Source organism: Thiomicrorhabdus marina, from assembly GCF_017571465.1.
Taxonomy (GTDB): domain Bacteria; phylum Pseudomonadota; class Gammaproteobacteria; order Thiomicrospirales; family Thiomicrospiraceae; genus Thiomicrorhabdus; species Thiomicrorhabdus marina.
This window is the reverse complement of record NZ_JAGETV010000009.1, coordinates 64227-87424: the sequence shown is the minus strand read 5'-3', so window position 1 is coordinate 87424 and position 23198 is coordinate 64227. Positions and strand designations below refer to the sequence as shown.

The 23198-nt window shown below is 46.5% G+C and carries 15 protein-coding genes; 12 read left to right on the top strand and 3 right to left on the bottom strand.

Features of this window, described 5'->3' with window-relative positions; all coding sequences use genetic code 11:
• Positions 1–364: 364 nt before the first annotated feature.
• Positions 365–517, bottom strand: a complete 153-nt coding sequence (locus J3998_RS07040) for a hypothetical protein (RefSeq protein WP_208149209.1) — start codon at positions 515–517, stop codon at positions 365–367.
• Positions 518–815: 298 nt separating this feature from the next.
• On the opposite strand from J3998_RS07040, the gene J3998_RS07035 reads away from it, so the two are divergent.
• From J3998_RS07035 to J3998_RS06990, 10 genes are all read left to right on the top strand, one after another.
• Positions 816–3047 (top strand): TonB-dependent receptor, encoded by a 2232-nt coding sequence (locus J3998_RS07035; protein ID WP_208149207.1) that lies wholly within the window; start codon positions 816–818, stop codon positions 3045–3047.
• A gap of 14 nt (positions 3048–3061) precedes the next feature.
• Positions 3062–7360 carry a cobaltochelatase subunit CobN gene (cobN, locus tag J3998_RS07030; protein ID WP_208149205.1) on the top strand — a complete coding sequence of 1433 codons (4299 nt, stop codon included), beginning with the start codon at positions 3062–3064 and terminating at the stop codon, positions 7358–7360.
• Positions 7361–7562: 202 nt separating this feature from the next.
• The gene (locus J3998_RS07025; RefSeq protein ID WP_208149202.1) at positions 7563–8033 is read left to right on the top strand and encodes a hypothetical protein; all 471 of its coding nucleotides are present in this window, start codon (positions 7563–7565) and stop codon (positions 8031–8033) included.
• Between the two features lie 988 nt (positions 8034–9021).
• Positions 9022–10950, top strand: a complete 1929-nt coding sequence (locus J3998_RS07020) for a TonB-dependent receptor plug domain-containing protein (RefSeq protein ID WP_208149201.1) — start codon at positions 9022–9024, stop codon at positions 10948–10950.
• Positions 10951–11015: 65 nt separating this feature from the next.
• Positions 11016–11309, top strand: coding sequence for a hypothetical protein (locus J3998_RS07015; protein ID WP_208149199.1), 294 nt, complete (start codon positions 11016–11018; stop codon positions 11307–11309).
• The gene (locus tag J3998_RS07010; RefSeq protein ID WP_208149197.1) at positions 11306–13015 is read left to right on the top strand and encodes a PepSY-associated TM helix domain-containing protein; all 1710 of its coding nucleotides are present in this window, start codon (positions 11306–11308) and stop codon (positions 13013–13015) included. Before J3998_RS07015 ends, J3998_RS07010 begins: the two co-directional genes overlap by 4 nt.
• A gap of 5 nt (positions 13016–13020) precedes the next feature.
• Positions 13021–13356, top strand: coding sequence for a DUF3325 family protein (locus J3998_RS07005; RefSeq protein ID WP_208149195.1), 336 nt, complete (start codon positions 13021–13023; stop codon positions 13354–13356).
• 137 nt (positions 13357–13493) lie between these two features.
• Positions 13494–14009: a MotA/TolQ/ExbB proton channel family protein gene (locus tag J3998_RS07000; protein WP_208149193.1), complete on the top strand. Its 516-nt coding sequence runs from the start codon at positions 13494–13496 to the stop codon at positions 14007–14009.
• A gap of 8 nt (positions 14010–14017) precedes the next feature.
• The gene (locus tag J3998_RS06995) at positions 14018–14353 is read left to right on the top strand and encodes a DUF2149 domain-containing protein (protein WP_243750645.1); all 336 of its coding nucleotides are present in this window, start codon (positions 14018–14020) and stop codon (positions 14351–14353) included.
• 334 nt (positions 14354–14687) lie between these two features.
• A complete protein-coding gene (locus tag J3998_RS06990) occupies positions 14688–17399 on the top strand; it encodes a diguanylate cyclase (RefSeq protein WP_208149182.1) in 2712 nt (903 codons plus the stop codon).
• A 6-nt stretch (positions 17400–17405) separates the two neighbouring features.
• Here J3998_RS06990 and J3998_RS06985 read toward each other — a convergent pair whose 3' ends face one another.
• Complete coding sequence (locus J3998_RS06985; protein ID WP_208149172.1) at positions 17406–20492, bottom strand: efflux RND transporter permease subunit; 3087 nt, start codon at positions 20490–20492, stop codon at positions 17406–17408.
• A gap of 1 nt (position 20493) precedes the next feature.
• Positions 20494–21657 (bottom strand): efflux RND transporter periplasmic adaptor subunit, encoded by a 1164-nt coding sequence (locus J3998_RS06980; protein WP_208149170.1) that lies wholly within the window; start codon positions 21655–21657, stop codon positions 20494–20496.
• Between the two features lie 380 nt (positions 21658–22037).
• Between J3998_RS06980 and J3998_RS06975 the strand changes: the two genes are divergently transcribed.
• Together J3998_RS06975 and J3998_RS06970 are read left to right on the top strand one after the other, a co-directional pair.
• Positions 22038–22733 (top strand): TetR/AcrR family transcriptional regulator, encoded by a 696-nt coding sequence (locus tag J3998_RS06975; protein ID WP_208149168.1) that lies wholly within the window; start codon positions 22038–22040, stop codon positions 22731–22733.
• On the top strand, positions 22726–23190 hold the full coding sequence (locus tag J3998_RS06970) for a hypothetical protein (RefSeq protein WP_208149166.1): 465 nt from the start codon (positions 22726–22728) through the stop codon (positions 23188–23190). The genes J3998_RS06975 and J3998_RS06970 overlap by 8 nt, the downstream gene beginning before the upstream one ends.
• Positions 23191–23198 lie beyond the last annotated feature (8 nt).

Sequence of the window (23198 nt, the reverse complement as noted above, 5' to 3'; positions counted from 1 at the left end):
CATTAAATGCCGGAGCGGCTTCATTTAAACGAGGTAATCCGAAAGTCTGTTCCATGATAGAGTCCTTAAATTAGTTTTGTTTATATGCCTATTGGCTACGTGAATCAGTATAGGAAAAGGCTATCGATATTGCCAATTTAATATTTTTAATTTATCGATAGATAAAAGCTATTTATTGGTTGTCGGCTAGGGTCTGTTTGCTACTAAATGCCGAACCGGCCGTTTGCAGAAAAAAGAAAGGGCTTGGTAGAAGGAACTACCAAGCCCTTTAGGAAAACCCGGAATAAGTCTATCGCTCTGAAGTTGATAAGGACTTATTTTGGGTTTCCTTACTTTTAGGAGGAAGGTTATAAAACGTTAGAAATTATTTTAGTGGTTTCTCGCAGTCAAAAGACCAAGTACAACCGCCAGAATTAGAGCCGGTTACCAGTTTGCCGTCAAAAGACCATGAATCAGCTGAAGCCGATGCTGCAAATAGTGAACCTGCGACGAATAGTGAAGCGATTAGTGCTTTCATGAAAAATCTCCTTTTTGCCTGTTTGCAAAGATATTAATAAATATTAGTTTTTTCTTATATAAGTTAATCTTATTATGCACATTGTTTTTTTAATGTCAAACGCCGGCCTAAGTTTGTAAATGCAGAAATTAGCAAAAGTGAGCTATTTATCGCGTTAAGTTCTTTATTGCCTGTCTTAATTTGATCTGTTTTGCTATGCCAGTGCGACAATTTGTCGCATTGTTAAATGCTTGGCTGATGCCTAAACTCGCGCGCTGATAGGCATTCAGAGTAATTAAAGATAGATTTAGGAAACACCATGCAGCGCAAACCTTTCAACCATAGCGTTCTGTTTTCAGCCTTATTGATGGCTTTTAGCCAGACAATTCAGGCGCAACAGAGCGAGCAACTGTCGCCAGTTACCGTAACCAGCTCCACCATTGAAGATCGTTTTGAGTCGAATTCAGATGTACCGGCTAGTATCACTTTTATTAGCGGTGAAATGGTTGAGGAGAAGCACGCGCAAAATATTATTGAAGTGCTGCGTTCGATTCCGGGCGTCACTGCGGATTTAGCCGGAGAAGGCGACGGTATTAAAATCAAAATTCGCGGTATTGATAATCAGCGTTATATGGGAGAAAAACCGGGTGTAGCGATTGTCATTGACGGCGTTCCGGTATTTGAGCGTACCGGTAAGGTGAATATTGATTTGGATAATATTCAATCGATTCGCGTAGTCAAAGGCGGCGCTTCTTATCTTTACGGTGAAGACGCCTTAGCGGGTGCGGTGATTATCACCACCAAACGCGGCGTAGCACATTCTGGAGTGACACTAGAAGCGGATGTGGGTTCATATGGTTATACGCGTACATTACTTAAAGCAGGCATGGCAGAGGAGGATTTTGCCGGACATGTTCAAGTTACCGACCGTCATAACGACGGTTACTACGCGCTGTCGCAACGTGACGCAGAGGCGGTTTCCGGCGCTTTTGAATACTACATTGATGATTCATCAGAACTGACGTTCGGCTTTGAAGATGCGGAGCGTTTTCGTGACCGCGATGGCTCGGTGCGCGGGGTAACCGCGGCGGAAGAAAATCCGACCGGAGAGGGCGAAGGGCGTGGTTACACGCGTATGTTTAATGTTGATTTACAGCGTTTAAACCTGACCTATTCCAATGACTTTTCAGATACCGGCAATTTCTCGGCAGTGGTCTATCAATATGAAGATATTACCGATTTTTGGTCATCACCGATTAAGGTCGATTTAGATGGCAACTTCGTCGGCGATGACCAAGTTGACCGCTATGCGAATTTGAATTTTTATGAACAGCAGCAGCGCGGTGCTAAGTTTGAAATGCGTGACTCATTCGGCGATTTTGCCGTTATGGGCGGAGTTGAATTAAAGAAAAATACTTACGATTCGCAAACAGTGGCTAAAGAAACTTACTCTAGTCGTGGACGAATCGTCGCTGAGGGCACCGTCACTTCGGATTCTTATTTGGAAGAAACCACCAAAGCTGTTTACGCTGAAGCGAAAATGGCAGTCACTCCAGAGACAACGGTTACCGCTAATTACCGTTTCGATAATATTCAGCTTGATGATTATGATCGTCTTGATGACACCTCTCGTGATGACTCATTCAATATGCATTCATGGCGCATTGGTGCAGACCACAATCTAAGTGAAGTGACTTCATTATATGGCTCAATTTCCACTGGTTTCCGTACGCCGAGCTTGTCGGAGATGGAAACCAATTCAGCGTTGGAACCGGAGACCAATCTAAATTATGAAATCGGTCTGCGTAGCCAAACTCGTCTATTTGGCTGGAAAACCATGCTCAATAGCTCGCTGTTTTACATTAATCGTAAAGACTTTATCACCAGTTCAATCGGCCAGTACGTAAACGGCAATGCAGAGACGGATGAGGTATTCGATATTTATGACAATATCGGCCATACGACCTCTAAAGGTTTTGAGCTGGCAATGCACACAGAGAAGAAACATAACGTCTCTTTTGATTTTGCTTATACCTTCCTGATTAACAAGTTTGAGTCTTATGACAATTTCTTCTTGGCCTTAGGGAATCCTTATGCGCGTACCCAAGTGGATTCAGAAGCGGAGTTGGTTGATCCGCTCAACCAAGTGTTTTTTAAGCATTATGACAATTCCGGCAATTATGTTCCTCGTTCGCCAATGCATAGTGCCAACTTTCGTACCCACTGGTACCCAACGTCTAAGCTAACGATTACGACCGAGATTGATTATCGCGGTGAGAGCTATGCAGATGAAATTAATCAGGAGAAATTGCCGGCGCGTACTTTGATTAATGTCGGTTTGGTTTATAAGACCAAAGCACAGGTCTCAGGCGGGAGAGCCAGTGATTTAACCCTGTTCTTTAAAGTCGACAACATTATGGATGACCAGTTCTATTCAATTGCCCGCGCTCATGCCGACGGCAACTATGACGGCGTTTATAACGCAGAAGATTTATCAATCAATGTCGACCCTGGCCGCGTGTTCATGGCTGGCTTTAAAGTTAAATTCTAAGGGATGGTTGATAGATGAAACATTTAGTTAAATGGGTGTTTCTGATGATCGGGTGCTTGTCATTTTTGACAGCGCCCGTTTTTTCGTCAGAAGCCGCTGCAAAATCCGCAGAAAATACGACAACTAAAGTCGCACTCATCTCGACTGATTTTGTGTTGAGCAAAAAGTTCAAAATCATGACCGAAGCCGCCAAAAAGCAGGGCATTGAACTGGCTTGGGTTCAGGTCGATGCCAAAGACGGCTCCGGCGGAAAAGAGGGTGTAGCCAAGGCGCTGCAAAATGCCGGCATGGTGATTATTGATACGCCGCGTAACGATGACCAAAATCTGGTTGAGAATATCGCTGGCGATGCAATCCGTAAGTTGACTGTGCCAGTGGTGCAAATCAGCCGCATGAGCCGTCCGAATCGTTTAAAAACCGTTAATGTCAGCGAAGAGATTGGCCGACAAGTTTTTGGTTACTATCTAAGCGGTATGGGTGTAAATCATCGTCTGCTATTTGAATATACGCAGGCGTTAATGGCGGGCGGTGACTTAGATTCGGTGCCGCTTCCGGTCGAAAAACCGAACGGCGGAATTTACCATCCAGACTACTCAAAAGAGATTTTTGCCGACCTACCGAGCTATCTCAAGTGGTGGCAGGCGCGTACCGGTAAAGACGGTACGCAAGGCATTGTCTTGGCGATGGAAACCAGCTCAAGTTATATCGGTGACGGGCAAACGCGCCATTTGGATGCTTTGATTAAAGACATTGAACAACGTGGCGCCATGCCGCTGTTTTTCTATCGTGCCTCGCGTTTGACCCAAAGCTTCTTTAAATCGCAACAGTCGGTTGAACGCGAACAGTTAGCCGCGGCTCGTCCTGAAATGACAGGAAAGCCAAGTGGCAGACAGGATTCTTCAGGTAAGCCGAGCGGCAAACCCGAAGCTGCGACTTCCGGTCGTCCGTCTGGGCGCCCAGAAAATGCTTCCGGTAAACCGCCTGCAATGCGTTGGGGCGCGGAAGCGCAACCAAGTAGTGACAGCAATCCTTTCCCAAACCCAAAAACCGGTCGTCCTTATAAATTCAATGAGCCGCTGATTACCTATCAAGGCAAAGTTTTGCCAAATGTGATGATGGTCAATACCTTCCTTGGTGGCGATGTCGAAGGGCGCAAACTGCGTTATCAGGCTCAAGGCATTCCGGTGCTGAATATCCTGCACTATCGTGAAGGCGGTCGCGAAGTCTATCTGCAAGACTTGGCGGGGGTGAGTTCTTTCCGTCTGCCGTTTACTTTGACCAATGCCGAATATATTGGCATTCAAGACCCGGTGGTGCTAACGGTTAATCCGGACGGCGAAATGCTTCCGCTACCGGAGCAGCAAGAGCTACTGGTCGGCAAAATGATGAATCTGGCGAAACTGCAACGCAAAGCCAATCAAGATAAAAAACTGGCGCTACTTTTCTGGAATCATCCGCCGGGCGAGAAAAACCAAGGTGCCTCGAATATGAATGTACCGCGTTCTATCGAAAAGCTGGTTAAAGACCTGAAGGCGCAAGGTTATGCGTTGGAGGATATTTCTGAGCAAGAGATGATTGATGCGGTTGGCGTGATGTTACGTCCGGCATATCGCAAAAGTGAAGTCGCTAACCTGATGAAAACCGACCACTGGGCGTTTATGCCGCTGGAGAAATATCGTCAGTGGTTTACGACTTTCCCTGAAAAGGTTCAGCAAGAGGTTAACGAAGGCTGGGGCAAGCCGGAAGATAGCCAGTGGTTTGTGGAATACCAAGGCCAAAAAGGCTTTGTGATTCCACGTGTGAAGCTCGGTAATTTGGTGGTTATGCCGCAACCGGGGCGTGGCGGTGGCAGTGCCGAAGAGGATAAAGACTTGTTCCATGACACTAATCGCCCGATGAACCACTACTATATTGCGACCTATCAATGGATTCGCGAACAGTACGCCGCCGATGCGATTATTCACTTCGGTACCCACGGCACGCAAGAGTGGCATCCGGGTAAAGAGCGCGGCATGTGGGCGTACGACAGCCCGAACTTGGCGGTGTGGAATACGCCGATTATCTATCCCTATATTGTCGACAATATTGGTGAAGCGCTTCACGTGAAACGTCGCGGACGCGGGGTGATTATCAGCTACCAAGTGCCGCCTTTCTCTCCGGCAGGGCTGTCGGATGACTTTGTTGCCATTAACGATGCGATTCGTGAATATATCTCGCTGGACGAAGGGCTAGTGAAATCGAATGCCAAAGACCTGATTATCGAGCAAGCGGTGAAAATGAAAATTCCCGAAGATATGGCATGGAAGGTCGAAGACTTGCACGCTAATTTCGATAATTTCCTGCGAGATATTGAAGACTATCTGGAAGACCTCGGTTCGGCAATGCAACCGCTTGGTCTGCATACTTTTGGTGAAAGCGCGGAACTTGATCATCTGGCGCTGAATATTATGCTGATGCTCGGTGATGACCTAATGAAGCCGCTTGGGGTCGAAAACAGTCGTCAACTGTTCCGAACCGACTACAAGTTGCTAAAAGACACGGCGCCGTTTAAGTTTGTGCGTACGCATATTATCGATAATCAACCGCTAAATACCTCTGACTCAGCTAACTTCGAATTGGTAGCGGTGGTGAAGCAAGGCATCAAATATGCGCAAAATCTGCGTGCCGAGTCGGAAACTAAAGGTATTTTGTCGGGATTGTCGGCAAAATGGGTTGACCCGTCTTATGGCGGCGACCCAATCCGTAATCCGGATGCGATTCCGACCGGACGCAATATGTACGGTTTTGATCCGTCGCGGATTCCGACCAAATCGGCTTATGCGGCAGGTGTGCAGGCGATGAAAGAGCTAATTTTGTCGCATGAAGCGACGCATAACGAATTCCCGAAAAAGCTGACCTTCTCCATGTGGTCAACCGAAACGCTGCGCCATCTTGGGATGCTGGAAGCGCAGGTGTTCTATGCGATGGGCGTTAAGCCTATTTGGGATAAGGGCGGTCGTGTCACCGGTCTGGAAGTGATTCCGCTCAAAGAGCTGGGTCGTCCGCGTATTGATACGGTCATATCGTTAACTGGCTTATATCGCGACCAGTTCCCGAACGTAATGGAACGTTTTAATGAAGCGATTGTCATGCTCGCCAATCTCGATGAAGACCCTGAGCAAAACCTGATTCGCGCCAATACACTGCGTATTGAAAAGGCGTTGCTTGCAGAGGGCGTTGAACCGAAAGCGGCCAAGAACTTCGCGCTAACGCGTGTCTTTGGTACTGAAAGTGGCGACTACGGCACCAAGCTGCCGGATGCAACCTTAGCTTCCGACAAATGGGAAGAGACCGACGGCAAACTGGCTGAGCTGTATCTATCGCGTATGTCGTGGGCGTACGGGCCGGATACCTCACAATGGAGTCAAAAGCTGACCACCAAAGACGGCAAGCCGGTCAATGTCTATGCCGAGCAGTTAAAAGGCACCTCGGCAGCGGTTTTCTCGCGTTCGTCAAACCTGCGCGGGCTGTTGGATACCGACCATCCGTTTGAATATCTCGGAGGGATTTCGCTTGCCTTACAGCATTTGGAAGGCGAAGCACCACAGCTTTATATCTCCAATATGCGCGACCCGAAAAAAGCCAAACTTCAAACCGCAGAGCGTTTCTTAGCGACCGAACTGCGTGCTGTTTATCAGCACCCGAACTGGGTCAAAGAGATGCAGAAGGAAGGCTATGCCGGAACCTTGCAGATGCTCAATACCATCAATAACTTCTGGGGCTGGCAGGTCATGGACCGCAATGTGGTGCGCGACGACCAGTGGCAAGAGTTCCACAATGTGTATATCAAAGACAAATACGAGCTTGATATGAAAGAGTGGTTCGAAAAATCCAATCCAACGGCAATGGCGCAAATTGCCGAGCGTATGCTGGAAGCGATTCGCAAAGACTACTGGAAAGCGAGTGAGGAGACCAAAAAGGAACTGGTACAGGTCTATCAAGAACTGGCTGAAAAGTACGATGTGCATACCGACAACCAGACCTTTAAAGCCTATGTCGCCGAACTGGCAGCGGGTTACGGTCTAAGCTCCGCCCCTGCACCGGATATGGCGACTTCTGCCGCCGAACCTACGCCTGCCGAAAGTATGGAAAAACCAGAAAGCGAGAATTCAGAACAGACCGAGCAAACCAAAGAACTGGAAACCGTGCAAGGGCAGGTGATGCAAGAACAACAGCCCGAAGAGCAAGAGCCAATCGACCAACCAAAATGGTGGTTACTACTCGTCGCGCTCCTCGCGGCAGGGGGGGTGCGTCAAATCTATTTAAGACGGTAAAACTAAGCCTTTTTTAGTTACTTAAAACGCCCTTAAATGGGCGTTTTTTGTTTTGTGTAAGCCGCTAGTAATAGATAACTTTATGTTGTACTATCTTTGCAAAAGTGCATTTTATCTATGCCGTAAATGACAGGTGTTAAGGTGTAATACTCAATTACAAGGCAACAATGCCTCATATCAGATGTAAGGAGCTTATCAAGGTATGGAGTACAGTTTAGAATTTGCACAAAGGCTGATTGAATCTGCAGAGGCTCTCTTTAATGAGCCTAATGTAAAGCCGGAAACTGATAGAACCATACTATATTTAAGCTGTCTCTCATGTGAGATTAGTTTCAAAGCATTACTCGAACATACTGGATTTCTGCCAAAAGAAATTAAAAAACTTTCTCACAATTTTGATGAGATTCTCAATGAAGTTGGTACTTGTAGGTTTATTTCAACAAACAAAAGAGCAACATCAATTCGAGGAAAAAAAGTTGTACCAAATACCGCTAATGGAACGGTTGGTACATTACTGAATACTAACCAAGGCAGTTCTATTTACCCAAATGAAATTCGTTATGGTGAAACCGTAACCCATTTTCCTCCTGAGACAATGTTAAATTGCGCCAAAGTCGTTAATGAATGGTGTAAACACTGTGAAGGAAAATTAGTTCGTACAAATAACGGCTAAAAGCGATGGAACTGACTCCTTGCTTGTCCATGATTCTTGTTCTTTTCTTGCATGCCCAAGAAAAGAACCAAAAGAAAGGCACCCTCCGTTACATTCGCGGGGTCTTTCTAACGCTCGAATTTGGCGCGTCGCAACTCCCTCGCGGACACGCTCGGTCAAACAGTCTCCGCGCTAATCAAATTCCACGCTAAGAAATCCTACCACTCACTCCAAGAGGGAACCCAAGTCATTAGACGATACTTTCGCGAAGGTTGGTTCTGCTAATAGTTTAGCTTTGAGCCAAATTGATTCAGTAATTCATAGACTAAAAATGCGCCAAATAATCGGGGCCCCTTTGGAGTGCGCTTAGACTGAGTTAGCGAAAATTTTGCAATAGCGGCGGTGGCTGTTTGACCGAGCAACGCGAGGGAGTTGAAGCCGCGCAAAATTAAGTGTTACTCAGTCTTAGTAAACGGAACGGGGGTGTCTTTTCTTTTCGACCTTTTCTTTGGACAAGCAAAGAAAAGGTTAAGTAGCAAAAGGGTCAGAGTTAAATTAAATGCATATTTTCTAATGCCCCTTATTCTTTTCTTGCTTGCTCAAGAAACGAACCAAAGAAGGGCACCCTCCGTTGCATTCGCGAGGTCTTTCTAGCGCTCGAATTTGGCGCGTTCGCAACTCCCTCGCGGACACGCTAGGCCAAACAGTCTCCGTGCTAATCAAATTCCACGCTAAGAAACCCGACCACTCACTCCAAGAGGGAACCCAATCATTTGGCGCACTTTTAGTCACTGAATGATTGAACTTACTGGGCTCAAATCTTAATTTTATCCAAACCTATTAACGCTAAAGAATAGCTCGTTCCCACGCCGGAGCGCTGGAACGAGAATTTTTACCGAATCTCCCAAACCCCTCCCTGCGACAATTTGTCGCATTGTTCTTACCTTAGCCTCTCCCTACAATTCCACGCTAATTTGAAATCATAATAAATATAAAGTGGGCTATTTCAATGAATAAACCTTTCTATTACAGAACGTTGCTTTCAGCATTGTTAGTGGGTGTTGCGCCAGCAGCAGTGGCTGAGGATTCCAGTGAGTTAACCGATGTTGTGGTGACGGCGGCGTCTTATGAGCAGGATGTGCGCGATGCATCGGCGGCGGTTACGATTATCACGAGAGAAGATTTGCAGGAGCGTCCGGTGGCGGATGTTTTGGAGGCGATTCGCGAGTCGGTTGGCTTGAGCCTGCAATCGCAGGGCGGTGGTTCTAACCGTCCTTCGTTGAGTATTCGCGGTATGGATAGTGACCGTTCATTGATTTTGATTGATGGCCGTCGTATCAATGCATCGGACAATGTTTTGCAGCATACCGATTTCCAGTTTGATTGGATTCCGATCGAGCAAATCGAGCGTATTGAAATCGTGCGTGGGCCTATGTCGGCTCTATATGGTTCGGAAGCGTTCGGTGGGGTGGTCAATATCATTACTAAGTCACCGACCACGGCTTGGAATAGAAGTTTTAACGTACAGAGCGGAGCAGTCACCGACAATGACGGCGAGAACCAGTTTAATGCCGGTATTTCGGTCAGCGGTCCTTTGATTAAGGATAAGTTGGGGCTTAAGTTCAGTTTGTCGATGTTTAACCGAAATGAACAAGGCGAAGATGATGCTGTGGACGCGCCATTGCGTGAATCGAAACAGAATGTCAGTGGTAGTGTTGGGTTGGTGTTTACTCCGAGTAAAGGTCACAAGATTGATGTAGAAGTGCTACGTACCGATGAACCCCGTACTTCAAGTGATGAAGACGGTGAGCTGATTACCGATATTTTGCGTGAACATTATTCGATTGGCTACAGCGCCCAGCTTGGCAAGTTCGATACACAGTTGCGTGCTTATCAATCGGATATCACCAAAGATCGTAGCAATAACGAAAATTCTGAAGGCCAGAAAGACCGCGTGGTTGACGGTAAGGTCAATTTTGCTTTGGGTGAGATGCAGCATATTACCGTCGGTGCCGAATATCACGAGCACTCGCATATTGGCATTGATAAGTACTCTATCGGCGGTATGGCAACCAATGATTCAACCGCTGCCTATATGCAAGATGAAGTGTTCTTGGGCGATAACACGATTCTGACTTTGGGCGGACGTTTTGATTCGAATAGCCAGTATGGTTCGGAATTCAGTCCTCGTGCTTACTTGGTGTATCATTACTCGGATAATTTAACCTTCCGCGGCGGTTACGGGCATGGCTTTAAAGCGCCGCAACTTAAGTACACCACCGAGGGGTATATCACTGGCCGTCCGGGATATATTCTGATTGCCAATCCGGATTTGAAGCCGGAAACCATCGACACCTATGAGTTTGGCCTGAACTGGGTTGAAGAGGGGATGAGATTCTCGACCAATTTCTTCAATAACGATATTACCGATTTGATTGAAAGCGAGACCTTAAAACCTTATGACCGCGAAACCGGCGAGTTGGGCGAGTCGACCTATATCAATATCGCCAGCGCGACGATTAAAGGTTTGGAAACTACTTTCGAGAAAGACTTAAGCCACGGTTTCGGTTTGACCATCAACCATACTTATCTGGACGCGATGAACGAGTCGGATGACGAGTATCTTAACCATCGCCCGGAACATGTTGTAAATACCACTTTAAGCTGGAAAGGCAAGCAAGGTTGGGCATGGAAACTGCGCGCCAACTATACCGGCAAGCAGTACGCTAGCAACGGCGATTACCGCAATCCGCAGCAGTTAGAACTGCCGAGCTTTACGTTATGGAATATCAGCTTTACCAAGCAGTTGGATAAAAACGTTCGTCTATTGGGGGGGATCGAAAACTTCACCAATGTCGACCTGTATGACAAATCCGATTTCTACAGCTACATCGAACGTGGTCGTTATGTCTACTTCGGTCTGCAAGGTAACTTCTAAAGCTCTTTGGTAAGGCAAACAAAGCGCGCTCTTCTAAGCTGCGCTTTTTTTATTTTGGATTGAAAATGAATACAGCACAGTTTTCTTTGATGCGGCATCCGGCATGGCCGATTTTATCGCGTTTGGTTTTGGCAGTTTTCGGCGGTTACCTGCTCACCAACTTAGTGGTGGTCAGTGTGGTTGGGTTGCTTAATCCGCACGGCGGTGGGGCATTGTTACTCGGCATGTCGCTTAGTTTTCTATTTTATGTCGGCTTTGTTATTTGGGCTTATTCGGTGCGCAGTTTAGCTAAAGCTTGGGGGCGGTTTGCATTGACGACGGCGTTTTTCTTGTTTTTAACATGGGAGTTAATGGCATGAGTCAGCAGGCAAAAACGCAAAAAACCTATACTTTGAATGAGCTTCGCCAATCGATGACCTGGCTACATACTTGGTCGGGATTGGTGCTCGGTTGGTTGCTGTTCTTCGTTTTTTTAACCGGAACGCTCGGCTACTTTGATACGGAAATCGATCGTTGGATGAAGCCGGAGTTACCGCCGGCGCAAACCTTGGATAAGTCGGCCGAATTGCGTCAGCAGTTCAGTTACCAACGCTCCTTGCAAGGCATTGAAGACTATGGTCGGGTATATGCGGCTGGTGCGCGTTGTTGGAAAATTGCCTTTCCTCTTGATCGCAATGAACCTTACACGCGAATGTTCTATCGTGCTGCGGACATGTCGGTACCGACGGTCAAGGATCCGCGCGCCTGGGTGATGTTCGATCCGGTTACCGGCAAGCCGTTGGAGCACCGCGATACCGAGGGTGGCCAAGAACTCTACAAGATGCACTGGAAGTTGCAGTATATGTCGAAAACCACCGGCGAATGGATTGTCGGCGTGGCGACGCTGTTTATGTTTGTGGCGCTGATTAGCGGCATCATTATTCATAAGCGCTTTTTTAAAGACATGTTCCTTTTTAACCGCAATAAAAAGAATCGCTCGTGGTTGGAAGCGCATAAGCTGGTCAGTGTTATCGCTTTGCCGTTCCATCTGATGATTACCTATACCGGTTTGGTCTTTTTGGTGGTGGTTTATATGCCGCTGATGATCGACGGCTTCTACGACTCGAAACGCGAGTTCCGAGCCGAAGTTTATGACTCGGTCGGCAAGCCAAGACCTGCGCGTAAAGATGCCGAATTGGCACCACTGGTACCGATGTTGCAACAAGCGGAAGCGATCTTGGCTGAAAAAGCACCAAATTCTCCAATTTCGCGTGCTTGTGTTCGCAATATCGGCGATCAGAACGCACGTGTCACTTTTTATACTAGCGAAGCCCATTCGCCGGCACATGAACAGCACAGTGTGGTCTTTAACGGTGTGACCGGTGAGCTAATCACCTATGAACCAGCCGAGCGCTCTGCCGGTAAGGATTTTTTCGACACCATGCTCGGTTTGCATGAAGGCTTGTTTGCCGGCACTGGTCTGCGTTGGCTGTATTTTTTCTCAGGTTTATTGGGAACGGCAATGATTGCTACGGGACTGATTTTATGGTCTCGCAAACAACATAAAAAGCTGGCGGCGCGAGCACAAAATCACCGTGGTTTGTGGTGGGTTGACCGCATGAATGTCGCTACCGTGGTCGGTTTGCCGATTGCGATTGGCGGCTATTTCCTTGCCAACCGTTTATTGCCGATACAGATGGCCGACCGCGCCGAATGGGAAGTGCATCTGCTGTTTATTACTTGGTTGTTGATGCTGGTGCATGCGCTGTTGCGTTCGCAGAATAAAGTCTGGTTTGAGCAGTTTGTTGTCGCTGCGAGCCTATTTATTAGTTTGCCGATTATTAGTGCGATAACCACCGAGCGTGGTTTAGTCACCAGTGTGATTCATGGCGATTGGGTATTTGCCGGATTCGATTTGACCCTGTTAGTGGTCGGGGCGCTGTTTGCTTGGGCGGCACATTGGCGTTGGCAAAACCGTGCGCCGTATACAATCGACGACGCAGCGCCGGCAAAATCGCAGTCAACATCGAAGGCCAAGGCAAAGCCTTGCAGTTCGGTGCATGCCGCCGCTAAGGTTCGAGGTTAAGCACAATGCATAGTTTGTTTATCGGTTTGTTACTGACCGCCTCAATGAGTGCTTTTGCGTTTTCCATGCAATCCCATTGCAAGACGCTTTACCAAAGTAAAACACTGCCCGATTATGCACCGAACATTAAGAAATTCGCTTATGCATTGCTGCTGGCTTCGTTATTGATGAGTTTGATGTTTTGGTCGATCGGCATGGCATTGATTACTTGGACCGCCTTATTGACCTTGGCGGGGGCGCTAGTCGGTTTGCTGTTGAGTTATCAGCCGTTGTGGTTGCATAAAATCATGCCGGCCAGTCTGCTGTTTTCAGTGTTGTTGGTGTTCACTTTGGGAATGTAATCGGCAACGGCTTTACTTACAACAATCACAACAAGTGCGACAATTTGTCGCATTGTTAAGTCTCGCAATCACTCTTAAAATCGTCAACAAAAATGCCGTATACAGGCACGAATAATCTTAGCGGACTAGGAAAAAGAATGAATTTAATTGAATTAACCATGGCGGAAATCGCCAGCCTGTTTTTAATGCCGGTACTGGTGATTTTGGCACTGATGTTTACCTATGCTTTTTATGAACTGGGGCGTTTCGGTTTTGAATCGATGATGCGTTCTATGGGGCGCAAAAAAGAGCAGCCGCTGAAGCGTTTTTGGCGTAAAAATCCAAAGGCCGATCAGCAGGAGGTTGAACTGCATTTACTTAAGCAGTTAGAGCCTTTGCGTTTGGTGAGCCGAATTGCCCCGATGTTGGGGCTTGTAGCAACCATGATTCCAATGGGACCTGCGTTAATGGCAGTCGCAAATGGGAATTTTCAAGAAGTGGCGAGCCAGTTAACGGTGGCTTTTGCAGCGGTGATTATCGCGCTATTGGCGGCATCGATGACCTTTATGACTTTGTCGGTGCGCCGCCGTTGGTTATTAGAGGAGTTGAAGTCTTTGGTCTTGGCGAAAGAAGCGGCTAAGCAAGACGCGACTGCTGAGCTAAAAGCGGCTTAGAGGTTGGCATGAGTCAGATTGATTTAAAAATTATCGAAGACGACGAAGACGATCCTATTCTGAGCGTGGTTAATATGGTTGACCTATTTCTGGTGGTCATCGCGGTGTTGTTAATTATTGTGATGAGCAATCCAATCAACCCGTTTAACAGCGCTGAAAACGTTACCGTGATTAAAAACGCCGGCCAGCCGAATATGGAAATTCTGGTTAAGGAAGGCGACGAGCTGAAAGAGTATAAATCGACCGGTCAAATGGGCGAGGGCAAAGGTGCCAAAGCTGGTGTGACCTATCGCTTGGAAGACGGCAGTTTGATTTATGTGCCGGAAGGAGAAGCTAAGCCGTAATTTAATCTTTAACCTATTTACTTATCTCTCAGCCAACTTCGGTTGGCGTCCTTAATCACTCAGTTGGAAGGGTGATGCTTTTTATAATGAAGAGCTTCGTTGTAAAAGCTTGTCGCGGTTTGTGAACTCCCTGCAATTTACTCTGTAAATTGGTTCAACCGCGGCTTTTTTCAAAAGATATTGAGCGGTTCCTCTTTTAGTAAAGTTTGAGTAAATTTAATCTAGCTTAAGTTCTAAGTAATTCTATTTGTTGGAAATACGCACTTTCCCAGAAAAAAAAAGGGGTTTTGTTATACTTTCAAAACGATTCCATACTCCTTAGCATTTCTGTTCAATGAAGACTCCGCAGCATTTATTAAAATCGCCCTGGCAATATTTTGCGCTTTATGTAGTTTTTGTCATTGTTGCAGCCTTATTGCTGTTTCAAAATTATCAAGAGCGTGAACAGAATGTTGTCAATGCACAGAATCACTTGGTTGAGGTGACTCATAATTCTTTGCTGCACGGCTTTGCCAATAATGCGGAACTTATTTTTGAAAATATCATTGATAAACCTTTTTTCCAACAGCGTTTGTTTGAAGCGAATAGTGCAGATGAAGAGAGGCGTCAGGTTATTCGTGACGAGATTTATAATCGCCTGTTTCCTCTGTACAACTCGATGGATAAGTTCAAACTGAAGCAACTGCATTTTCATCTGCACAATAACGACAGCTTCCTTCGCTTTCATCGCCCCAATAAGTTCGGCGATAATTTAACCGATATCCGCGGCACTATCGCTTATGTTAACCGTACCGGCATGTCGATACAGGGTTTTGAAGAGGGTCGAATTTTCAATGGTTACCGTTTTGTATTCCCGTTATTTTGGAATAAACAGCAGGCCGGCTCGGTAGAAACTTCGGTATCGATGAAAGTGCTGATGAACGCAATGGCACGCGATTTATCCGGAAAGGTCAGTTTTATTATTCGTCGCGATATTGTTGAATCGAAAGTCTTTCAAAGTGAAATGAGTAATTATGAAGTTACGCCGTTTTCGGATGACTTTATGTATGAAGCCAGTTTGATGCATCTCAATAGCCGATTACAATTTGCCAAAATTTTGCAAGCTTGGCGTGATCAATACGGCTTAAAAATCAATGATAAAACCGGTATAGAGAGTCATTTTTTGGAGATCGCCGGTCAAGGTTACATGGTTTCATTATTGCCGGTTTTGAATGCGATCAGTCGTGAACCAATCGGTTATCTGGTGTATTTCCAAGAGAGTAATGAACAAGACCTTGCGGTATTGGAATTTATCGCGGTCTTTTTGGCGGTGATTACTGTCGCGGCTCTGATGCTATTGTTGTTATATCGAAGCCGCAGCAATGAAGTGGCATTGCGACAAAGCGAGGCTATTCAGAGAATTAGTTTAGTGCGTTTTGAAAAGGCGCAACAGATTTCCAATTTAGGAACGTGGGAATATGATCCGAATACTCAACAACTGTATTGGAGTGATCAGGTTTTTCGTATTTTCGATGAACGCCCGCAAAGCTTCGAGCCTACCTATGATCGTTTCTTGAGCTATGTACACCCGGATGACCGAGAGCAGGTAGATTACGCCTTCCGTTATGCCTTGTCGCATGGCACGCCATATCAGGTGAAACACCGTATTTATCGACATGACGGGAGCATGATTTACGTTGAAGAAGAGTGCGAACACCAATTTGACGATAACGGTATGGTAGTCCGTTCTACCGGTACCATTCACGATATTACCAATGTGGTCGAGCGAGAGCAGCGTTTGGAGCGGTTGGGAGAGCGTTATCAAGCTTTGGTTGAACGTCTTCCTAACTTGGTATACCGCTTTAGTTGGGAAGCGGAAAGACGTTGGAAGATGGACTTTGCTAATGCCTCAGCGCGTTTTTATACCGGCCATTATGCTTATGAGCTCTTAGCAAAAGAAATTGAGTTTTTGCAGATTATTCACCCGGACGATTTGGAACGTGTTCAGCAATATATCTACAGCACTCTGCAAGCGGATAAAAGCTATGAATTGGAGTATCGTATTCAGCGCCCAGACGGTAGTGTTGTTGTGGTTAGCGACAGCGGCCAAAAAGTGCTGGACGAAGATGGAATGATTCAGGTTGAAGGGGTCATGACCGATATCACCGCACAGCGTCAGGCTCTAGAAAAACTGCAAAAATTTATCGATACCCAGAAGAGCATCGTTATTCTCACAGACGGACATTTAATGACTTTTGCCAATCAAGCGTACTTTAATTTCTTTGGCATAGATCGCAAACAGAATCCGGAAGTTGCGCAACGCTGTATCTGCGATTACTTTGAACCGGGTGAACATTTCTTTGATTTGAGCAAGCTGCGTTTGGAAGATCAGCATTGGGTTGATGCCATTATGCGCATTCCGCCTAGTCAACGTAATGTTGCCATGAAAAATGCCGCCGGCGAATTGATTACCTTCGCGGTTGAAGTCAGCCAGTTTGATGAACGTAATTTTGTGGTTTCGTTCCAAGACATTAGCGATGCCTTTATGGAAAAATTGATGTGGCGCCAGAAAGCTTCGATTGATTCGCTGACGAGCGCATACAACCGTCATTTCTTTGAATTGTCGATTCATTCATTTATCAAAATCGCTAGTCGAGAGGATAAAAAAATCGGTTTATTGATGTTTGACGTCGATGATTTCAAACAGATAAATGACCGATATGGGCATGGTAAGGGCGATGAAGTGCTTAAAGACTTATCGAATTTATTGAAGCGCAATCTGCGAGAAAGCGATTTGTTGATTCGATGGGGCGGGGAAGAATTCGTGATAGTGCTCGCTGTCGAAAACCGCCAAGTGCTAGATAAGATTGCTGAGAACCTTCGCTCGGTTATTAAACGCGATCTCGATTCCAGTGTCGGCATGGTAACGTGCAGTTTCGGTGGAACCTTAATTAATGATCAGCACGACATCGAGCAGGCGATTAAGCGTGCCGATGCCGGACTTTATCATGTCAAAGAAAACGGTAAAAACGGCTATCAGTTCGTTGCTATTCATGATATGGAATAGCCGTTTTTATTCGATCTTATTGTTTGCCAACTGTTTTTGTAATTGACGCGTATTGTATTGCGGCGCATGTGCATGGCGAGCGATTAAGGTATAGAAAACCGGCACCATAATCAGGCTTAAAATGGTTGAAAATGCGACGCCCCACAGTAATACAAAGCCGAGAATCTGACGGGTTTCTGCACCGGCACCGCTCGACATAATCAGTGGAATGGCTCCGGCACAGGTGGTCAAGGTGGTCATAATAATTGGACGTAGGCGCAGTTTTACTGCTTGCATTAATGCATGGTATAAACTCTTGCCTTGATCTCGCAATTGGTTGGCAAACTCGACAATCAGGATGCCATTTTTGGTTGCCAGGCCAATCAATAAGACCAGAGCGATTTGGCTATAGATATTCAATGTTTGGCCGTGGAACAACAGCGCCATCAAACCTCCGACAATCGCTAGCGGCACAATCAACATAATTACCAGTGGCGATTTAAAACTTTCAAACTGTGCTGCCAATACCAAGAAAATCACGGTCAATGCGAACAGGAATACGAAAATGGTTGATTGACTGCTTTCGCTGAATTCCAGACTCTGACCTTTGTAACTGATAATGGCTTCTTCCGGTAAGGTGTCGCGGGTCAATTGATTAAGGTATTGCAAGGCTTCGCCAAGGGTATAGTTATCTTCCAAATTCGCTTGCAAGGTAATTGAGCGCATACGGTTATAGCGATTCAATTGCGCAGCATCGGCAAAGGTATCCATGGTGACGACTTGTGTGAGCGGAATCATTGCCCCACTTTCCGCACGTAGATGAATTTTGTTCAATTCATTCGGCGACTGCAATAGGCCGCGTTCTGCCTCCAGTAGAATATCAATCTCTTCGCCTTCAAACATATAGGTAGTGATTTTCTTGGAACCGAGTAGGGTTTGCAGGGTTTCGTTCAAATCTTTCTGTTCGATACCGAGACTGGCTGCTTTTTGATAATCGACAGTAATGCCGAGCTGCGGCTTATTGGTTTCAAAGTCCCAGTTAATGCCGGTTAGTCCCGGGTTATTGTCGTTAATTGCATTGTTCAGCTGTTCTTTCCACTGTTCCAGCTGTTCGTAGCTATTGCCGCTGATAACAAACTGCACCGGACGGCTAACGCGTCCGCCGATGCTGTTACGCATAATCGGAGCGACCTTAACGCCGCTTAAGTCGCTGAGGTTTTTGCGTATCTGTGCCATGATTTCAAATGCGCTACGGCGTTGACTCCAGTCTTCGAGAATGACAATACCAAAGCCGGTATTGAAAACCTGCGCATTACTGAAAGAGCGCGGTGCACGAATCAATAAACGTTTGGCTTCACCGGCTTCAACCAATGGCATCAAACGTTGTTCAATCTCTTGCATATAGCTTTGCATATATTCAAAAGAGACGCCTTCCGGTCCTTTAACGCTGATAAAGAAAGCGCCACGGTCTTCTTTCGGCACATATTCGCGCGGAACTTCTTGGAATAGCTGGTACATGCTCGCGAGTAGGCCGAAGAACACAACCACTGCAATCCATGGGTAGCGCAGGTTAAATTTTAGGACGGGTTTAAAGGCACCCCAGAGCTTTGACGGCTTCTTAGTGACGGCAACATTGTTGCTCGGTTTCAATATCTTTGATGCCAATGCCGGCGATAAAGTTAAGGCAACCCAGCTAGAGAAAAGCACGGCAACCGATAAGGTGACAGCAAATTCCGAGAATAGACGGCCGATATTGCCTTCCAAGAAGCCAATCGGCATAAACACGGAGATTAGAACCAGAGTGGTTGCAATGACTGCGAAACCAACCTGACGAGTTCCCAAATAAGCCGCAGCTAAGCTCTGGTAACCGTGATTAAGGTGACGCTGAATATTCTCCAATACCACAATAGCATCGTCGACAACTAGACCGATGGCGAGAACCAAGGCCAAAAGGGTGAGCAGATTGATCGAGAAACCAAGCATCCACAGCACCCAGAAAGTCGCCAGTAGCGATACTGGCAAGGTTACTGCTGGTATCAGCGCGGCGCGAATATTGCCAAGGAATATCAGCATGACGATGACCACTAAGCCAAGTGCGATAAACAGCGTTTTATAAACTTCATTGACCGCGCTTTTGACAAATACCGAGGCGTTGTAACTGTCGTTCAGTGACATGCCTTCCGGCAGGGTTGGATTAATTGCTTCTTTACGTTCCTGTGCGAGTTCGGCGACGGTCAGGGTATTGGCATTGGATTGTTTTATAATGCCGATACCGACCATTGGAATGCCGTTACCACGGAATAAGCGACGTTTCTCAATTGCGCCGAGTTCGACGCTAGCGACCTGTCCAAGCGTGATTTGACCATTGCTAAATTGCTTTAGAACCAAGCTTTCGATATCTTGAATCGAATTAAGTGGCTTGTCGATTTGCACGGTCAGCATCATCTTATCGCTCTGCACCGTTCCGGCCGGCAGTTCAATATTGGTATTCCGCAAAGCGTCTTCGATATCGCTGATACTTAGGTCGTATTTCGCCAGTTTCAAAGGGTCAAGCCAGATACGCATTGCATAGGATTGCCCGCCGCCGATTCGCACGCGACCAACCCCGTCTAACACTGAGAAGCGGTCAACAATATAACGTTCCGCATAGTCGGTTAGCTGTGCAACCGTCATGCGGTCGCTAGCGAGGTTGTACCAGACAATAACGCTTTCATCGCCATCCACTTTCTGCACGTCCGGCGGATCGGCTTGTTCCGGTAGATTATCGACAATGCGCGAAACGCGATCGCGAATATCGTTGGCAGCGGCATCGATATCGCGGTCTAGGGTAAATTCGACTTTAATGCGCGAGCGGCCGTCTTGCGAAGATGATTCGATATATTTAATGCCGGAAATCCCGGAAATTCGGTTTTCAATGACTTTGGTGATGCGACTTTCCACTACCTTGGCGGAGGCTCCGAGATAGTCGGTGGTGATATTAACCACCGGCGGATCGATATTCGGGTATTCGCGCAAGCTCATGCGCTCGAACGACATTAAACCAAAGGCTAATAAGAGCGCTGAAACAACAAATGCCAGAACCGGTCGTTTAACCGCTGTATCCGAAAGCCACATGTTAATTTACCTGCTTGCTGTTAGGAATTTGTAACGGCTCGCCGCGAAGCAGGTCGTCTAGCATCTGTTTGTTTTGATAAGCTTTGATTTTGATTTGGCTTTTCGGTTTTAGTTGCAGAATGCCTTGGCTGACAACCACATCACCTGCCTGAATACCGCTCGCCACCTGTACTTGCCCGAAATAACGCTTGCTGACGGTAATTGCTTGTTTGCGAATCGCTGAGGTTTCCGCTGCGGTATCTTGCACTAGATAGACAAAGTTTTTCTCGCCTTGCATTAATACCGCGGTTTCCGGCAACAATAATTGCGCTTCATTCCCAAGGTTTAGCTGTGCTTGTACCTGCATGCCGCTTTTTAATTTTTGTGCGGTATTATCGACCACGGCACGCACCTGCAATAGGCGGCTTTCTTCATTAATACGTGGGTTAATGACCGTCAATTCGCCGCTAAATTTCTGTTGCCCGAGCGAAAAGGTAATCTGTTGCCCGAGTTGTAACTTGCTGAGGTAAGGGTCGGGTATTTGCACGTCCAGATACATCTGCTCAGTGTTATCAAGGGTTGTGATTAGGGTGTTGTTATTGACCAGAGCACCTTCATGCACGGCTTTAAACCCAAGATAACCGGAAAAAGGTGCAGTGATACTACGGTCATTAATACGTGCTTGGATAATTGATTGTTCCGCTTCGGCACTGTGCCATTCGGCTTTTAATTCATCGATGGTCGCTTCAGTAATATTGCCGCGTCCTTTGAGTTTTTGCGCGCGCAGATATTGGCGTTTCGCCTCGGCAGTAATGATTTTGGCTTGTTTTAGTTCGGCCTGTTCTTCTTCGGCGTTGAGTTTGGCGATGAGCGCACCCTTTTCAATCCGTTGGCCGTCGCTAAACGGCAATTCGGTAATGCGTTCGGTAACGGTGGCGCGAATTTCGACTGACTGCACCGCTTGCAAAGTACCGATTAGATTTAGCGTTTGTTTGACGGGCTCGGCGGCAACTTGATAAGCGATAACGGTGACGGGCGGTTTTTTCGGTTTGTCGGTTTGCGCTTCTTGAGCTTGTGTTGCTGTGCTTGAGAATAGCGTTATGGAGGCGAGAAGGCAGTTTACAAAAAGTGGCTGCGCGCGCAAGTTTCTGGCGCTTAAAAAGAAAGCATTGGCGACTGAAAACATAAATCATTCTCATATATTTATTTGTCACTAAATATGCGTTAGCTACCGTAAAAATGCAAGGCTTAAATCTTCGCTTGCACGGTTTTTCCATAATCTACTTTGTGTCTTCGTATGTGCATAAAAAAAGCCCGATTGCATTGCAAGTCGGGCTTCGAATGGTCGCTCTAAATTTATCTGACAGATAAAATTGTTTGGGAAGTGTTTAAGCAAAAACCGTTATTCCCATCAAGATATAACGTATTTAACCAGTTTTGATTTCTCATCGCAAGGGGGATTGACTGATTTTTTCGATATTCGCCGCAACAGAGTTTGCACTGTCATTGAAAAATTTAACTATTTAGTTACAATTTTGATAGTAGTAATCTGAAAGGCATCGGTAAATGACGCAAGCAAAGATCAAAACCAAAGAGCCGCCGAGCTTAGTTGAGCACAGTACTCTATCGCGGTTACGAGCCAAAAAACGCGGCAAAACCGCTAATAAAATTCTTGCCACAGCGACAGAGATGTTTGCTGAAACTGGATTTGGCGGCAGTACGATGGATGAACTTTGTTCAAGAAGTGGGGTTAATAAAGCCAGTATTTATTACCATTTCGGCGATAAAGCCGGTTTGTATGAAGTGGCATTGACCGAGCTGTTTAAAAGTGTGGTTGAACCGGTTTTGAAAACGGTTGCGCAAGCGCAAGGCAGTAGAAATCAATTGCACGCCTTTATTGAAAGTTTTGCGCAGCAAGCGAGTTTAACCCCAACTATGCCGGCGGTATTAATGCGCGAAATTGCCAGTGGCGGAATGAATATGCCGATTGCCGCACGTGAACAGATGCAGCGTTTATTGTTTGCGCTCAAGGTGATTTTGCAGCAAGGCGAAGAAGATGGAATCTTTAAAGAGAGCGATCCGCTGACGACGCATTTTATGATTTTGGGAAGTCTGTGCCTTTTTATCACGAGCGAGCCGATGCGCTTGGCGATTCCTGCCGAGAAAAAACTCGATCTTAGCTTGGACGAAACCATACAGCAGTTGACTTCGATGGTTGAAGCCGCGCTGTTAATCGCAAATAAAGAGGATGAAAATGTATAGACATCAAAGGCTAATTACGTCGGGCAAATCTTTCCTGTTGGCAACATTGTTATTCGGCATGCTCGCGCCGAAAATGGCTTATGCCAGCGAATCGGCGGATTCCAGATCGGCTATCTGGTTAAGCGACGGGCAGCGCAGTGCGATTCTTGCCGAAATGCGGCAGTTTTTGACCGCGAGTCAAACCATATTACAAGCCGCGCTAGCTGAGGATATGGCAGAGGTTGAACAAAGTGCTCGAGCAGTCGGTTTACAACAAGCGCGAGGCGTGCCAGCTGAGTTGCGGGCAAAACTACCGGAAGGATTTGTTAAGCTCGGGCCGCAGGTTCACATCGGCTTTGAAGAAATTGCTGATGAAGCCGTGACCATGGGCGATTCTCAGGTGATTTTGCAACGTTTGGCAGAGGTGCAAAAACTTTGCATTCAGTGTCATGCTGTCTATCGATTGGAACGCGAATAGGAGAAAGC

Excerpts from the sequence above, each read along its gene's own strand:
- cobN (WP_208149205.1), top strand. The coding sequence starts at position 3,062 with ATGAAACATTTAGTTAAATGGGTGTTTCTGATGATCGGGTGCTTGTCA.
- J3998_RS07010 (WP_208149197.1), top strand. The coding sequence starts at position 11,306 with ATGAGTCAGCAGGCAAAAACGCAAAAAACCTATACTTTGAATGAGCTT.
- J3998_RS06975 (WP_208149168.1), top strand. The coding sequence starts at position 22,038 with ATGACGCAAGCAAAGATCAAAACCAAAGAGCCGCCGAGCTTAGTTGAG.
- J3998_RS07025 (WP_208149202.1), top strand. The coding sequence starts at position 7,563 with ATGGAGTACAGTTTAGAATTTGCACAAAGGCTGATTGAATCTGCAGAG.
- J3998_RS06985 (WP_208149172.1), bottom strand. The coding sequence starts at position 20,492 with ATGTGGCTTTCGGATACAGCGGTTAAACGACCGGTTCTGGCATTTGTT.
- J3998_RS07005 (WP_208149195.1), top strand. The coding sequence starts at position 13,021 with ATGCATAGTTTGTTTATCGGTTTGTTACTGACCGCCTCAATGAGTGCT.
- J3998_RS06995 (WP_243750645.1), top strand. The coding sequence starts at position 14,018 with ATGAGTCAGATTGATTTAAAAATTATCGAAGACGACGAAGACGATCCT.
- J3998_RS07015 (WP_208149199.1), top strand. The coding sequence starts at position 11,016 with ATGAATACAGCACAGTTTTCTTTGATGCGGCATCCGGCATGGCCGATT.
- J3998_RS07000 (WP_208149193.1), top strand. The coding sequence starts at position 13,494 with ATGAATTTAATTGAATTAACCATGGCGGAAATCGCCAGCCTGTTTTTA.
- J3998_RS07040 (WP_208149209.1), bottom strand. The coding sequence starts at position 517 with ATGAAAGCACTAATCGCTTCACTATTCGTCGCAGGTTCACTATTTGCA.
- J3998_RS06990 (WP_208149182.1), top strand. The coding sequence starts at position 14,688 with ATGAAGACTCCGCAGCATTTATTAAAATCGCCCTGGCAATATTTTGCG.
- J3998_RS07035 (WP_208149207.1), top strand. The coding sequence starts at position 816 with ATGCAGCGCAAACCTTTCAACCATAGCGTTCTGTTTTCAGCCTTATTG.
- J3998_RS06970 (WP_208149166.1), top strand. The coding sequence starts at position 22,726 with ATGTATAGACATCAAAGGCTAATTACGTCGGGCAAATCTTTCCTGTTG.
- J3998_RS07020 (WP_208149201.1), top strand. The coding sequence starts at position 9,022 with ATGAATAAACCTTTCTATTACAGAACGTTGCTTTCAGCATTGTTAGTG.
- J3998_RS06980 (WP_208149170.1), bottom strand. The coding sequence starts at position 21,657 with ATGTTTTCAGTCGCCAATGCTTTCTTTTTAAGCGCCAGAAACTTGCGC.